The organism is Hoeflea sp. YIM 152468 (genome assembly GCF_029210485.1).
In the GTDB taxonomy this organism is placed as follows: Bacteria; Pseudomonadota; Alphaproteobacteria; order Rhizobiales; family Rhizobiaceae; genus Hoeflea.
The window spans coordinates 275,008-289,799 of the sequence record NZ_JARGET010000005.1 but is presented as its reverse complement, the minus strand read 5'-3'; the positions used below and the strand labels follow the sequence as shown (position 1 = coordinate 289,799).

Here is a 14,792-nt window from a genome sequence, read left to right as displayed (position 1 = left end):
TTGATGCGGCGAAATCGAGGCGTCACGGAAATCCGGATGTTGCGGGGGAGAATTGCCTTAAAAGCTCGGTTTCAGCAGCGGGCTGTCAACGCTGCCGGCGCCCAAACCACCCAGTGTGCGGAAACTCAGCCGGGCACCGATTTTCCAGTCCTGCGCCACGGTATTGTTATCGTCACGCTTATGCTCGTAGGCCAGTGAGAAGGCAAAGCATTCGTCTTCATACAGGAGCGCAAAGGCTTTCCTGTTGAATTTCTTGTCGATCAGATCGTAGCTGGTGGATGCCGCGACACTCCAATAGTCATGAACCTTGAGTGAGCCGTAGGCGGTTAGCTCGCGGCGATCCTCGTCGTCTGCAACGTACGGCCGAGGCGCCTTGATCTCGCTGTAGGTAAGTGAGGAGGAAAGCCGACCATGTCTGAGGCCGGCGCGCACGTCGGTCCGCTCGTTGCGGAAGTCATCCTTGTCGAAACGGGCAGAGGACGCGAGCGAGAAGCCGCCGATTGAAAACCCTGCCGCGCCGACGAAATCGGAAACGTCATCCTCGAGGCCGGAGTTCCGCGTTGCCTGCGACAGATCCGGCGTGGCGAAGGAGTTCAGACCGGCCAGGTGATAGGACTGTCCGAAGGCTGCATGTGTCTTGATGGAGCTGCCGATCGACCCGGAATAGCGAAGCCCGAGATTGGCGCGGGTGCCACCTTCGCTGCGGTCGAAGCCGGTAAACTTATCGCGCTCGAACAGCGAGGTCGCGTCGAAGACAAAGCTTTGTGCATCCTCGTTGGGAATGCCGCCTGCCAGGCGTTCGTCCGGACGAATGAAGATCTGGGCGACCGGTTCGAACACGTGGCTGGAGTTGCGCGTGGTGACCAGCACCGGATAGCTGGCTTCCAGACCGGCCGTCACCATCCCGCGTGCATGGGTGCCGTTGCCGGCAAATGTGCCGTCATAGTCCCCCGGGGCCGTGTCGATATCCACCGAATTGACGTCGCCGCGCGCCGCAAGAATGGGCGTGAGGCGCAGACCGTTCATGACAGTCAGCGTCCGCCGCCATTCGAGTTCCGTACTGAGCCGGGAATTGGCGCCGGCAAAACCCTTGTAGCGGTCGGCATCGCGAGGTGAAAAATACGAAGGGTCAAGAGGATCCCGGACATCTCCGTCACGGGCTTTGATTTCGTCTTCCTTGCGTGACAGCGAATAGCCGTTGACATTCAATAACAGCTCACCGCCTGCGATCGGATCCGAGAAGGTCCGATTGTAGTCCAGCGAAGGGTGGACGACTGCCTGGCGTTTTTCGGCGATGTTATTTTCGTCCGCATTCTGAATGTCGAAGCGGAAAGCGCGCATGTCGAAATGGCTGCGGTTTGAAAGTCCGGTCAGATAAACTTCGGACTTGATGTTGGTGCCGGCATAGCCGTCAATCCCGTAGGTGCGGGAGAAATTGTTGTCGGTCTGCAGCATGCCGTTCCAGCCGAATGTCCAGCGCGGGTTGATCCGGAACTGGCCGGTGGAGGAGATCATGCCGCGTTCACGTACCAGGCCGTCCGACGTTGGTTTGCTCGGAACCGCATCAAATGCGCCGGGATCGCGCTGGGATATGCCAGCCATCCGCAATGTGTGTTCGCCGTTGGCAAAATTCTGGCGGAACTCGGCTTCGCCGAGAAAACCCTGCTTTGTGTAGCCGGTGCCGGTGATGGTCGCGTCCATGTAGGGCGAAATCGCCACATAGAAAGGAACCCTGACGCCATAGCCCAGTTTTTCTCCGCTATCGTAACTGGGCGTCAGAAAGCCGGTCTTGCGTTTCTTGTCGTGATCGGGGATCTCGAGGTAGGGCAGATAGGCAATCGGCAACCCGAACAGCTCGAATCTGGCGTGCTCCATCCGGATGGTTTTGGTTTCACCATTCTGGATCACCCGTTTTGCCTTGACCTGCCAAAAAGGTGCCCGGTCCGGGTTTTTCTCGCACGCATCACAGGCGGTGTAGATGCCATGATTGAAGGTGGTCCGACCCTGGATGCGCTCGGCGCTTTCGGCGCCGATTCGGGTATTGTCCGGCGTCTCCACTCTCAAGGCGTTGAGGAAACCATCCGCGAAATCGTCGGTCACATCGAGATTGTCGGCATATATGCGGTTGCCGGTCGGTTCGAGCATTTCGACGGATCCGAAAGCCTGCATCCGGTTGGTGTTTTGATCGTACTCGACCCTGTCGGCAACCAGCTTGTAGCCGCCGTAATCAATCTGCACGCCACCGCTGGCAATAACGATGCCGGAATCATTGTTGTAAATCAGCTCGTCTGACACCAGCAGCATTTTCTGGTCTGCAGGCACATTTATGCCGCCCGGCGCCGCGATCTGAGCCGAGGCTTCAGGTACGGCGAACGCAAAAATTGTGCACAAGGCCGCACCAGCGCACAAGGCGCTGGTGAACGCATGAACTCTTGACCGGCATACACCTGCCACTATCCGTCCTCCTTGTGGAGAAGCACTGTTGTCCCCAATGCCGATGCAACCAAAACCGGGAGCCAAGCCGCCACTACAGGCGGAATAGTCCCGGCATTTGCAAATGCCTGGATTAGCTCGGAAACGACATAAAGCACGAAGCCCGCCAGGATTCCACCCAGAATGGCAGTTAAAGATTGACCGAAGCGAACAAATTTCAGCGAGACCATCGCGGCAATCAATGTCATGGCCGCCAAAAGGGCCGGTTGAGCCACCAAACGGTGGAATTGCATCTCATAACTGGTGGATGGAAGACCAAATGATTTCGCCGTGGCAATTTTCCCACTCAGTTCAAAAAACGGCACTGTATCCGGCGAAGTCAGTGTTTCTCCAACAAATTCGGCCTTCAGGCCGGTGGGTACGGTAACAGTCGCCAAATTTTCCACCGGCTCCAGAACGCGGACACGTTTGACGTTCTCGAGCTCCCACGCGCCGTCCGTCAGCTTGGCTCGTTCGGCCTCGAGACGCTCCTTGATGCGCTGGTCCTTGTCAAACAGGATGAAGGTCGCACCGGACAGCCGGGTGCCGCCCTCCGAGGTTGCCCGGGCTCCCAGTACGGTATCGCCTTCCTCTGTCCGCTGGCGCATCCAGGGGGCCACGCTTGTCGGTCTCGGGCTGCCCAGATTGCGCTCGACGACAATCGTCTCGGCCAATTGCATCGATTTGGCGGCGATGGTGTTGAGGCCGGTGATCGATATGGTCCCGATCAGCAGGTTGGCGATGATCAGCGGCGCCAGGAACTGCCACGCCGAAATGCCTGCGGCCCGCGCGACCACGAGTTCATATTTGCGGTTGAGCTTGAGCAGGGTGTCGATCGATGCGATCAGCACGATAAAGGGAATCACCGACTGCAGGACGGTGGGGATTCTCAAGGCTGAAATCAGCAGCCCCAGCGTCACCGTGTAATCCTCGGCCAGGGAAAGACGCCGGCCGGATTCGTTGAAATCGACCAGCAGGATCACCAGCAGAATTCCCAGGCAATAGCTCAGGAAGGTTTTGCCATAGCGCCCGAAAAAATAGAGCGACAATGTCGGGACGAAGAAGCTCACGCTGCATTTCCCTTGCCTGAAGTGCGCCGGTCCGTGTGCATCTGGGTGAATCTGGCACGGATCACTTCGAGCAGATGTTCGTTCATCCGTGCCCAGGCTTTGGGGATGGTCAGCGTGCGACCGGTCAGGATCAGGTAGCCGAACCCGACAATGAGGGCCACCGGCACCAGGTAAGACAGGACTTCCAGCACAACGCTGCCTCCCGCCGCCTCGTTGGCGTAAAAGCCGAAGCCCCTGGATCCAATCGCAATGGCGGCCACAAGCCCGCCGTTCTGAAACTGTTCATGCCGGTTCGAGCGGGCTTTTCCGAGAAAGGAAAACGCCACCAGCCCAAATGCCAGCGGATACATCCAGGACGAAAACCGCTGCACGAGCTCCTCCTTGATGACGTGCGGCGCAGATTTGAAATAATAATCCTCCGCATCCGGATCAAGCAGATAGAATGTCGACTGCTCCTTTGGCCTGCGCGTGCTCGAGCCGCTTGCCGGAATGAAAGCCGCCATGTCGAGCGCGTAGGACGAGAAGGTGACAATCGATATCTGGTTGTTGGTGAGCGTGCGTTGCTGCAACTCGCCATCGACCAGAAACAGGATATTCGTGTCGGACTCCTCGGACTCCTTGATGACGCCGCTGCGCGCGTAATAGATGGTCTCGTTGTCTTCCGCCCGGTTGTCGACGAGAACAATGCCGCCCAACACGCCATCGGGGAGCTTCTCGTTGACTTGCACATACAATCCCTCTTCGAGCTGCATGAAGGTGCCGGACCGCACCGCCACCGAAAACAGGTCGGACTGGGCATCGGCCAGCACGCCATAGAGCTTCTGGTTCGACCACGGCTCGATGAAATTGCTCACGACCAGCACCATCAGCGAAATCGAGGCCGACAGGACCAGCACCGGCTTGAAGATGGTCGACGGGGCAACGCCGGCGGCCTCCACCACGACCAGTTCACTGTCGGTATTCATCCCCGACAACACCTGGCCCACACCAATCAGCAGAGCAAACGGTGCCACCATCGAAAGCACCGAGGGGATGAGGGTTGCGGCCAGCATCAGGAAGGCGCCCAAGGCCTGACCGGTCGTCGTCAGGACATCGATGCGAATGAGCACCTGGGTGGTCATCACCAACAGCGTTACGGCCAGCAGAGACCAGAAGGTCAGCGAACTCATACGGCGAAATATGTAACGCTCAATCTGCTTCATTGCGCCTTTCCGGAGCAGGCCGCCCCCGGGGGTGATTCGTTCGGCAAGCGGGATGTCCGGGTTCGATCAACTCGACCATGCACCAGCCTTACTAAACCGCAATTTGGATAATCTGTGGCAAACAAACACGGTTAACTGTTTCTTGCAGGGGTGTATCGTGATTGCAAGAGTTCGCCTGAACGGTTTACAGCTGGTCTGGCAGGCCTCGACCCGTCAGACCGTGCCGGCCGTCAAATTTTCGACGCAAACCAGGTCCGTTCTGGCCGATCGCGCGACGGGCGCTTGACCTGGCGCTTGCCCTGCCGCTTGACCTGCCGCTCCGCTCTTGTCTTATGTCGCCAGAACGCAAAGATTGCCGATAATCCAATTCACGCACCAGTACCGGAGCCGCCATGTCGATGAGCATTGAAATCAGTTTCTCCAAAACCGCGAAAATTTCTGAAGGGCTGGTTATCGCGCTCGGCTCTCTCGCCGAACCGGTTTCCGCCGCCGCCCGCAGCGTTGATCCTGCAGGTCAGCTTGACAAGGCCGCCAAGGTAGCCGGCTTTACCGGGAAGTCCTTTGCCACCGCTGACATCATTGCGCCGGTTGAGGCGGCTGCCGATCGCATTGCCCTGATCGGCACAGGCGAGCCGGACAAGCTGTCGGCCCACGAGTGGATGCGCGTCGGCGGCAAGGCTTTTACGCTGGTCCGCAAGACCGAGAAACTCACAGTGCTGCTCGGAGAGGCTGCGGTGCCGTCTGTCGAGGCTGTCGCCGATATGGCACTGGGCCTGCTGATGCGCTCCTACTCCTTCGATAGCTACAAGACCAAGAAATCAGAGGATGACGACACCGGGCCGCGCAAGCTCACGGTGGTGTTTCAGCATCCGGACGCCAGCGGTTGCAAGAAAGCCTTCACCAGCCGCCAGGCTGTCGCCGATGGGGTGAAGCTGGCGCGGGATCTGGTCAATGAGCCCGCCAACGTGCTCGGCCCGGTCGAGTTTGCCGCCCGCGCCAAGGAGCTGGAAGGGCTGGGCATCGACGTCGAGATCCTGACCGAGAAGGAGATGAAAAAGCTCAAGATGGAGGCACTGCTCGGTGTCTCGCTCGGCTCGGTGCGGCCACCGCGCCTGGCAGTCATGAGCTGGAACGGCGGCAAGTCCAAGGACAAGCCCGTGGCCTTTGTCGGCAAGGGTGTGGTGTTTGACACCGGCGGCATCTCGATCAAGCCCGCTGCCGGCATGGAAGACATGAAGGGCGACATGGGAGGTGCCGCGGCGGTGATCGGCCTGATGCACACGCTCGCCGCCCGCAAGGCCAAGGTCAATGCCATCGGCATCATCGGACTGGTTGAAAACATGCCCGATGGCGCGGCGCAGCGGCCCGGTGACATTGTCCGTTCGATGTCGGGTCAGACCATCGAGATCATCAACACCGACGCCGAAGGCCGTCTGGTGCTGTGCGATGCGCTGACCTATTGTCAGGACCGGTTCAAGCCGGAGGTCATGATCAATCTGGCAACGCTCACCGGCGCGGTCATGGTGGCGCTTGGCCAGCATCATGCGGGGATGTTTTCCAATGACGACGCATTGTCGGAGGCTCTGAGCAAGGCCGGCGAGGCCACCCAGGAGCGGGTCTGGCGGCTGCCGCTTGATCCGGCCTATGACAAGATGATCGATTCCAAGTTCGCCGACATGAAGAACACCGGCGGCCGCTATGCCGGATCAATCACGGCGGCGCAGTTCCTCAAGCGCTTTGTTGTCGACACGCCCTGGGCCCATCTCGATATTGCCGGTACGGCGATGGGGTCGCCGGCCACCGACATCAACCAGTCCTGGGCATCGGGTTTCGGGGTTCGGCTGCTCGACGAGTTGGTGCGCGCCAACTACGAGGGCTGAGGCAGTCCATGGCGGAGGTGCTGTTTTATCATTTGACCGAATCCAGGCTCGAAGAGGCGTTGCCGCCACTTCTCGAAAAGAGCCTGGACCGCGGCTGGCGGGTGTCGGTTCATGTCAGCAGCGAGGAGCGCTGCGCCGCCCTGGATGCGCATCTGTGGACCTACCGCGAGGACAGCTTTCTGCCCCATGGCGGCGAGCACGGCGCGCATGCCGAGCGCCAGCCGGTGCTGTTGACCGTGGCGGCGGAGGCCGCAAACGGGTCCACCGTCCGCTTTGTCGCGGATGGTGCGGAGATCCCGGCGCTGGATGGCGTCGAGCGTCTGGTGATGATGTTTGACGGCCATGACCAGAGCCAGCTTGATGTGGCGCGGGGGCAATGGAAAACCCTGAAGTCGGGCGGCCATGCCTTGACCTACTGGCAGCAGACATCCGACCGGCGCTGGGAAAAGAAGGCGTAGCTCGCGGTGCAGCGGCCTGGCCGCAGCTTGCGCACTGGATTGGTTACTGGTGCCGCAGCGCCTCGATCGGATCCATCCGCGCGGCCCGCCGGGCCGGAAAATAGCCGAATACGATCCCCACCAGGGCGGAGAACACGAAGGCAGCCAGAACAAGGCTTGCCGACGGCGAAAACGGCACCGACAGCATCCGTGCGCCGAGCAAGCCCAACGACAGCCCCAGCACAATGCCGATCAATCCGCCGATCAGCGACAGCACAGTGGCTTCGACGAGAAATTGCAAGAGCACCTGTCGTTCGGTTGCGCCAACCGCCAGCCGGATGCCGATTTCCCGGGTGCGCTCGGTCACCGAGACCAGCATGATGTTCATGATGCCGATACCGCCGACGAGCAGGCTCACGGCCGCGACCGCCGAGAGCAGGCCTGTCAGCACGCTGGTGATGCCGGTCAGCATCGAGCTGATCTGTTTCATGTCGAAGACATTGAAATCATCGTCCTCGAAAGGCCCGATCCGCCGACGTTCGCGCATGAGGCTCTCAATGTCGGCTTTTCCCTTGTCGGTGGAAACGCCCTCTCTGATCGAAGCGTAGATCATCGAGATATCCTGGTTGCCGGAAATGCGCCGCATGAACGCCCTGATCGGGATCAGCACGATGTCATCCTGATCGGTGCCGAAACTGGACGCGCCCTTGACCGCCAGCGTGCCGATGACCCGGCAGGAGATCTGTTTGAGCCGGATACTGGCGCCGAGCGGATCGCCATTGCCGAACAGTTTTTCGCGCACGGTATTGCCGAGAATACAGGCCGAGGACCCGGTCCGCAGTTCGCTCTCGTAAAATGACCGGCCACTGGCAAGCGCCCAGTCGCGGGCGATGAGAAAGCGATTGTCGGTGCCGGTCACCGTGGTGGTGGTGTTCACATTGCCAAAAATCGTCGTCATCGACCGCGAATTGCTCGGGGTCGCAACCGCAACGCTCGGGATCTGCTCCTCGACGGCTTCGACATCCTTCAGCGTCAGGCTCGCCGCAGTGCCACCGGCACCGGAGCCGGGACCCTGCGAAGGCTGGCCGGGGCGAATCATCAAGAGATTGGTGCCGAGCGTGGACACATCGGCCTGCACCTGCTCGGTCGAGCCCTGTCCAACCGTGACCATGGCAATGACCGCGGCGACGCCGATGACGATCCCCAACACCGTCAGGAATGATCGAAATGCGTTTCTCAAGATCGCCTGCAACGCCAGGCGGACCGCTTCATAGAGCATCGGCAGGCTCCCGGGTGCTGCTGGTGTCGGTTTCGATGCGTCCATCGACAAAATGGATCAGCCGGTCGGCGTAGTCAGCCATATCCGGTTCATGGGTGACCATCAGGATAGTGATGCCGTCCTTCCGGTTGAGGTTGGTCAGCAAGTCCATGATCTCGCGGCTGCGGGCAGTGTCGAGATTTCCGGTGGGTTCATCGGCCAGGATCACGTCCGGGTTGGTGACAATGGCGCGGGCGATGGCGACGCGTTGTTGTTGGCCGCCTGACAACTGGGAGGGGTCATGGTCCTCGCGGCCTTTCAGCCCCACCTTGGCAAGCGCCTCGCGCGCCAGTTGGCGCCGCTTGGCCGCTGCCATGCCCTGATAGATCAGCGGCAGTTCGACATTGTCGAGCGCCGATGTGCGGGCCAGAAGATTGTAGCCCTGGAACACAAAGCCGAGAAAATTCCGCCGCAGCAACGCCAATTGGTCGCGACCGAGATGATCAACCTCTGCGCCGCCAAAGAGGTAGGTGCCGTCTGTCGGCTTATCGAGAAACCCCAGAATGTTCATGGCGGTCGATTTGCCCGACCCGCTGGGTCCCATGATCGCGACGAATTCGCCGCCCCGGATGTCCATGTCGATGCCGCGCAGAGCCCGGACTTCCGCGTCTCCGGTTCCGTAGACCTTGGTAATCCGCCGAAGCCTGATCAGCGGCCTGTCGTCAGACGGTTCGGTGGCGGCCGTCGCGGTCTTCGTCATTCGGTTGTCTGATCGGAAATCACCAGATCGCCCTCGCTCAGGTTTCCCTCGCGGATTTCGGTCTTCGATCCGTCCGTCTCGCCGGGCAGAATGTCGACAGAGGCGGCTTGTCCGTCCGTCAGGATCCAGATCTGGCGGCGCCCGTCAGTATCGGCTTTCGGCGTCGCAGCCGGTGGTCGCGGTGCATTCTTGAACAGCATGCCCAGCAGCCCTGTTCCCCCGCTATCGACCTCCACCGCGGGCGGTGCGTATCGCAGTGCAGCGTTGGGAATTGCCAACGTGTCCTCGATTTCGGCAACGGTGATGTCCGCGGTCGCGGTCATGCCGGGGCGCAACAACAGCTCGGAATTGTCGATCGACAGGATTGCCTCGTAGGTGACGACGCCATCGACGGTTTTCGGCGCATATCGCAAATCGGAAATGGTAGCCGAAAAGATGCGGCCCTGATAGGCTTCCACCGAGAACATGGCCGCGTCGCCGACCTTGACCTTGCCGATGTCAGCCTCGTCGATATCCACCTGCAACTGCATGCTCTTGAGGTCGGCAGCCAGCGTGAACAGCACCGGCGCCTGCAATGACGATGCCACGATCTGTCCGACCTCGACATTGCGGTCGAGCACGACGCCATCGATGGACGAACAGATGCAGGCTTTCTCGAGATTGGCCTGATTGATCTTCAGATTGGCTTCGGACACGCGAATGTCGGCTTCCGCACTCGTCAGCGCGGCTTTGGCCCGCTCATAGGCAGCTTTCGCCTTCAGCAATCCCTCCAGCGTGGTGACGTGCTTTTGTTCAAGCAGGACCGCGCGGTCATAATTGTCCTTGGTTTCATTCAGCGTTGCGGTCGCTTCGGCCACGCGCGCCTGGGTCGCCGTCAGCGAGGCCTGGCTGAGTTCGACATTGGCTTCCAGCTTGTCGGTATCGAGCCGCGCAAGGATCTGGCCTTTCGTGACCTCATCATTGAAGTCGGCATCCACAGAGCGGACCGTGCCCGAAAGCTCGCTCGATATCTCGACCTGGTTGGTGGGCTCCACCGTACCGGTCGCTGTTACCTGGACGATGATATCGGTCCGGACGACAGCGTCGGTTAGATAGACCGGCAAACTTTGCTGCGAGGCGCTGCTCCACCAGGCCCCGATCCCGATGGCTGCGATGAGCAGCAACAGGCCCCAGCTCAGCCTGCGCCGGAGAGGTGATCCACGGTCAGCATTCTCGATGATCGATTCGATTTCGGATTTTGTCGGGGGCATATGCAGATCCTGTCGTTGGACCTTGCTAACACGACAGCCAAGCGAGCAGCTTGATGTGTGTCAAGCCAGGCCGCCGCGGCAGGAATGGCAATACGCACCCAACAGCGGCAAATCGGGCTCCGCTCATATCAGTGATTTTAGCCGTTTCATGTCACGGGCATCAAACCGCCCATGGGCACGCAAATGCTGTGCCTTGATCTGCACCACACGTTTGTTGATCTGGCCTTGCAGGTCGGAACAGCTGGTTTTGGACCGCATTCGGGCAAGTGCTTGCCGCATTCGCAGCGCATAATCCCGGGCAATGCGGATATGCGAATCCTCGTGAGCATTGACGGTCTGGTAAAACCGTCTCCACCGCGGCTTGACCGGTCCGGGGACCGGTTTCCCATCCCGCCATTGTGGCAGGATGACGACCAGTTCCAGTCCGACATCCTTGACCTGCGTGCTGCACCCGCGCTCACCGGGTACAAGCTTGTAGTCGGGATGAAAGGTGATCTCGACCAGCCCGTAAGCGCGTCCGCCGCGGGGCGCATTGGAGCGAACACTGCGCGCAAAACCAACGGTCGTGTCAGCATAGACGGAGTAGGGGCGGTGGGTGGTTCCGGGCTTGCCCGTGGTGCAACCGCTCAACGCCACGACCAGGCAGCAGATCGCGGTTGCCGGAAACTTTCCCGCTCGGCAGCCTGGCAGCCGGGTGAGGGCCGTAGCAGCGATGAAAGCCGCCGCCAAAGGGTTGAATGTCACAGCCATGCCCCTTTTCCTCTCAAGCGGGTGACAGGTGTGAGCCTAGCAAGATAGTCTTAACGCCAAAATAAGGCGTCGGCGCGCCGCGTGCGGGACCGCCGGTGTCCCCGTCACCTGGCGCGCGAGCCCGGCAACGCGCCATCGCGCCAGCGATGCCGGTTAATGCAAGTCAATCAAGCCAGCGGCAAGATCAGCGATCATGGCCGGCGTCATTCCGCCGCCGACTGCTCGTCATACTCGGATGTCAGAATGAGCCATTCTTCCTCGGCCTTGGCCAGTTCCGCCGCCCGTTCACCGCGCTGCTTGGTTTTCTGCGCGATCTTGTAAGGGGCGTCGGCAAACTGGTCCGGGTTGGCAAGCTCCGCATCAAGTGACTGAATCTGTTTGCTAAGTCTTTCGACCAAAGCTTCGAAATCCTTGATCTTTTTCTTCATCGGCGCCAGCCCGGCGCGGGCTTGCGCAGCCTGCTTGCGCTTTTCGGACTTGGATCCGCCGTCGCTGTCGCCGCTCTTTTTGCCCTTGCCGGACGAACCGACGACTTCCTGTCGGTAGTCTTCAAGATCGCCGTCAAATGTGCTCACGGTGCCATCCTTGACGATCCACAGCCGGTCGACCGTGGCTTCAATCAGATGCCGGTCATGGGAAATCAGGATGACGGCGCCGGGGAAATCATTCAGTGCCCGGATCAATGCTGCACGGCTGTCGATGTCGAGATGGTTGGTCGGCTCGTCGAGGATCATCAGGTTCGGCGCATGAAACGCCGACAGTCCCATCAGCAGCCGCGCTTTTTCGCCGCCGGAGAGATCCTTTGCCGCCGTGTTCATCTTGTCCTGCTTCAGCCCCATCTGCGCCACCCGGGCGCGGACGCGGGCCTCCTGCGCATCCGGCATCAGAGCGCGCACATGAGCCACAGCGGATTCTTCCGGGATCAGGTCATCCATCTGGTGCTGGGCAAAAAATCCGGTCTTGAGCTGTGGCGCGGTGCGGATTGTCCCGCCTTCGGCCTCAAGCCGTCCGGCGATGAATTTGGCGAAAGTCGACTTGCCGTTGCCGTTCGAGCCCAGAAGCGCAATGCGGTCATCGGCATCGATCCTGAGATCCAGCCGGGTCAGGATCGGTTCGCCCGGCGTGTAGCCGACGGAGCCATTCTCGATGGCGATGATCGGCGAAGCCACGCCGCGGTCCGGCCTCGGAAACGAGAAGCCGCTGACATTGTTTTCGATCACCGCGTCGACGGTGCCCATCTTTTCCAGCGCCTTGATGCGCGACTGCGCCTGACGCGCCTTCGATGCCTTGGCGCGGAAGCGTTCGACGAACTCTTCCATGTGCTTGCGGGCGGCAAGGCTCTTCTCCCGCGCCTTCATCTGATGCTCGTCGCGCTCGGCCTTCTGGCGCTCGAACTGATCGAAACCGCCACGGTAGAAGGTCAGCTTCTTCTGATCGAGATGGACGATGGCATTGGCTGCGGTGTTGAGAAGATCGCGGTCATGGCTGATGATCAGCACGGTGTGCGGATAGCGGCGGATATAGTCTTCCAGCCACAAGGTGCCTTCCAGATCGAGGTAGTTTGTCGGCTCGTCGAGCAGCAGAAGGTCGGGTTCGGAAAACAGCACCGAGGCCAGTGCCACCCGCATCCGCCAGCCGCCCGAAAAGCTCGAGGCGGGGCGTTGCTGCGCATCCTGGTCAAATCCGAGGCCGGCCAGGATCGAGGAGGCGCGTGCTTCGGCCGAATGGGCGTCGATATCGACCAGCCTGGTATGGATCTCGGCGATCCGATTGGGATTGGTCGCCGTCTCGGCTTCCTTCATCAGCTTGGTGCGTTCGAGGTCGGCGCGCAGAACGATTTCCACCAAGGCAGTCTCTTCGGACGGGGCTTCTTGCGCCACCTGGCCGATGCGGGTGTTCTTCGGGATCGAGACATGGCCGGTCTCGCTGGCCATGTCGCCGGTGATGATCCGGAACAGCGTCGACTTGCCCGCGCCATTGGGGCCGACAAGCCCGGCCTTGATGCCCACCGGCAGCGCCAGCGAAGCATTGTCAATCAGAAGACGCCCGGCAATGCGTGCGGAAAGGTCGGTAATAGTAAGCATGTCCGCGCTTCTGGCCGGGTTGACGCCAAATGGCAAGAGGAAACGACGTTTGGATGCGTGTCAGGGGCGTGACAATCCATCGGTGTTGCGCCACAACACAGGCAACGCTTGGGGCAGGGGAGAGAACAGGTGTCCATCATTCTTCACGATCTGATCGGTGCAGATCCATCCCGGCCTTTCAGCCCGCATTGCTGGAAAGTGGCCATGGCGCTGGCTCACAAGGGGTTGCCATTCGAGCGCAACAAGGTCAGCTTCACCCAGGTGCCCGAGGTCGAGGGCGGCGTCTTCAAAACCGTGCCGGTGATCCGCGATGGCAACCAGGTGGTTGGCGACAGCTTTCTGATTGCCGTCTATCTGGAGGACAGCTATCCCGACCGGGCCTCGTTGTTTGCCGGTCAAGGCGGGCAGGCGATGGCGCGCTTCATCGAATCCTGGACCAATGCCACCCTGCATGCCACCTTGCGCGACATTGCGATGATGGGCATTCACGAGGGGCTGGCTCCCGTCGATCAGGCCTATTTCCGCGCCACCCGCGAGGCCCGCATGGGCATGACGCTGGAGCAGACGGCGCAAGGCCGTGACGCGGCGCTCAAAGCGCTTCCCGGCACCTTGATGCCGCTCAGGCTGATGCTGAAATCCCAGCCCTGGATTGGCGGCGCCTCGCCGCTGTTTGCCGATTACATTGTCTTTGGCGCACTGCAATGGGTGCGGCTGACGTCGCCCGATACATTGCTTGAAACCGGTGATCCGGTGGCTGAGTGGTTCGAGCGCTGTCTCGATCTTCACGATGGCCTGGGCCGTTCGGTTCCGGCGCGCGCCACCCTGCACCGGTCCTAGATTGTTCAAGGTCCAGGGCCCCACGGGCTGGGCCGGGCACACCGAGCAACGCAGTCTTGTCCGGTAGCAGCCGCGTGCCAATGCAGATGATCGTCAGCCCGCCAAGGCATGCCATGCGCGCCGCCCCTTGCGAATGGCCGGGCATGCGGCTATTTAGGCGCCAACTCCGGGCCGGACGTGTTTCAGCCCGGATTTCTGCACCCGAATTTCTTGCGCAGGCAATTGCCCGGCTCAAGTCTCGTGACCACAACCAAATGACAGGACAGACCACAATGGCGATTGAACGCACTTTCTCGATGATCAAGCCCGATGCCACCAAGCGCAACCTGACCGGCACCATCACCAAAGTCTTTGAAGACAATGGCCTGCGTGTTGTTGCCTCCAAGCGCGTCTGGATGAGCACGCGCGAAGCCGAAGGTTTTTATGCCGTGCACAAGGAACGCCCTTTCTTCGGCGAACTGGTTGAAGGCATGACGTCCGGCCCGACCGTGGTTCAGGTTCTCGAAGGCGAGAACGCCATTGCCAGGAACCGTGAACTGATGGGCGCCACCAACCCTGCCGATGCTGCCGAGGGCACCATCCGCAAGACCCATGCGCTGTCGATCGGCGAGAATTCGGTGCACGGCTCGGATGCGCCTGAAACCGCAGCCGAAGAAATCGCCTACTGGTTCTCTGGCACTGAAATCGTCGGCTGAATCAGACTGTCGGCCAACAGGTCGATGTCGTTGAATTGAAACGAAAAACCGGGTTCGCAAGGATCCGGTTTTTTGCTGGGCGGGACAAGGATGATGC

The 14,792-nt window shown here is 60.5% G+C and carries 12 protein-coding genes; 4 read left to right on the top strand and 8 right to left on the bottom strand.

The genetic code is table 11. The annotated features are described in order from the left end of the window. Positions 1-57: 57 nt before the first annotated feature. From PZ897_RS03435 to PZ897_RS03425, 3 genes are all read right to left on the bottom strand, one after another. A complete protein-coding gene (locus tag PZ897_RS03435) occupies positions 58-2,391 on the bottom strand; it encodes an LPS-assembly protein LptD (protein ID WP_275749979.1) in 2,334 nt (777 codons plus the stop codon). Between the two features lie 62 nt (positions 2,392-2,453). Continuing rightward, positions 2,454-3,542 carry an LPS export ABC transporter permease LptG gene (lptG, locus tag PZ897_RS03430; RefSeq protein WP_275749978.1) on the bottom strand — a complete coding sequence of 363 codons (1,089 nt, stop codon included), beginning with the start codon at positions 3,540-3,542 and terminating at the stop codon, positions 2,454-2,456. Beyond that, complete coding sequence (locus PZ897_RS03425; RefSeq protein ID WP_275749977.1) at positions 3,539-4,744, bottom strand: LptF/LptG family permease; 1,206 nt, start codon at positions 4,742-4,744, stop codon at positions 3,539-3,541. Before PZ897_RS03425 ends, lptG begins: the two co-directional genes overlap by 4 nt. Before the next feature lie 392 nt (positions 4,745-5,136). On the opposite strand from PZ897_RS03425, the gene PZ897_RS03420 reads away from it, so the two are divergent. Further along, positions 5,137-6,624 (top strand): leucyl aminopeptidase, encoded by a 1,488-nt coding sequence (locus tag PZ897_RS03420; RefSeq protein WP_275749976.1) that lies wholly within the window; start codon positions 5,137-5,139, stop codon positions 6,622-6,624. Positions 6,625-6,632: 8 nt separating this feature from the next. Then, a complete protein-coding gene (locus tag PZ897_RS03415; protein WP_275749975.1) occupies positions 6,633-7,082 on the top strand; it encodes a DNA polymerase III subunit chi in 450 nt (149 codons plus the stop codon). Between the two features lie 43 nt (positions 7,083-7,125). On the opposite strand, the gene PZ897_RS03410 is transcribed toward PZ897_RS03415, so the two are convergent. The 5 genes from PZ897_RS03410 to PZ897_RS03390 form a co-directional block, all read right to left on the bottom strand. Further along, a complete protein-coding gene (locus tag PZ897_RS03410; protein ID WP_275749974.1) occupies positions 7,126-8,340 on the bottom strand; it encodes an ABC transporter permease in 1,215 nt (404 codons plus the stop codon). Next, positions 8,330-9,079, bottom strand: a complete 750-nt coding sequence (locus tag PZ897_RS03405; RefSeq protein ID WP_275749973.1) for an ABC transporter ATP-binding protein — start codon at positions 9,077-9,079, stop codon at positions 8,330-8,332. The genes PZ897_RS03410 and PZ897_RS03405 overlap by 11 nt, the downstream gene beginning before the upstream one ends. Next, positions 9,076-10,329, bottom strand: coding sequence for an efflux RND transporter periplasmic adaptor subunit (locus PZ897_RS03400; RefSeq protein ID WP_275749971.1), 1,254 nt, complete (start codon positions 10,327-10,329; stop codon positions 9,076-9,078). Before PZ897_RS03400 ends, PZ897_RS03405 begins: the two co-directional genes overlap by 4 nt. 123 nt (positions 10,330-10,452) lie before the next feature. Next, on the bottom strand, positions 10,453-11,079 hold the full coding sequence (locus PZ897_RS03395) for a DUF922 domain-containing protein (protein WP_275749970.1): 627 nt from the start codon (positions 11,077-11,079) through the stop codon (positions 10,453-10,455). A gap of 203 nt (positions 11,080-11,282) precedes the next feature. Continuing rightward, complete coding sequence (locus tag PZ897_RS03390) at positions 11,283-13,163, bottom strand: ABC-F family ATP-binding cassette domain-containing protein (protein ID WP_275749968.1); 1,881 nt, start codon at positions 13,161-13,163, stop codon at positions 11,283-11,285. Between the two features lie 129 nt (positions 13,164-13,292). Here PZ897_RS03390 and PZ897_RS03385 point away from each other — a divergent pair, with 129 nt between their 5' ends. Both PZ897_RS03385 and ndk read left to right on the top strand, forming a co-directional pair. Beyond that, the gene (locus PZ897_RS03385) at positions 13,293-14,000 is read left to right on the top strand and encodes a glutathione S-transferase family protein (RefSeq protein ID WP_275749967.1); all 708 of its coding nucleotides are present in this window, start codon (positions 13,293-13,295) and stop codon (positions 13,998-14,000) included. Positions 14,001-14,272: 272 nt separating this feature from the next. Continuing rightward, entirely contained in the window at positions 14,273-14,695 is a 423-nt protein-coding gene (gene ndk, locus PZ897_RS03380) for a nucleoside-diphosphate kinase (RefSeq protein ID WP_275749966.1), read from the top strand. The last annotated feature ends 97 nt before the right edge of the window (positions 14,696-14,792 follow it).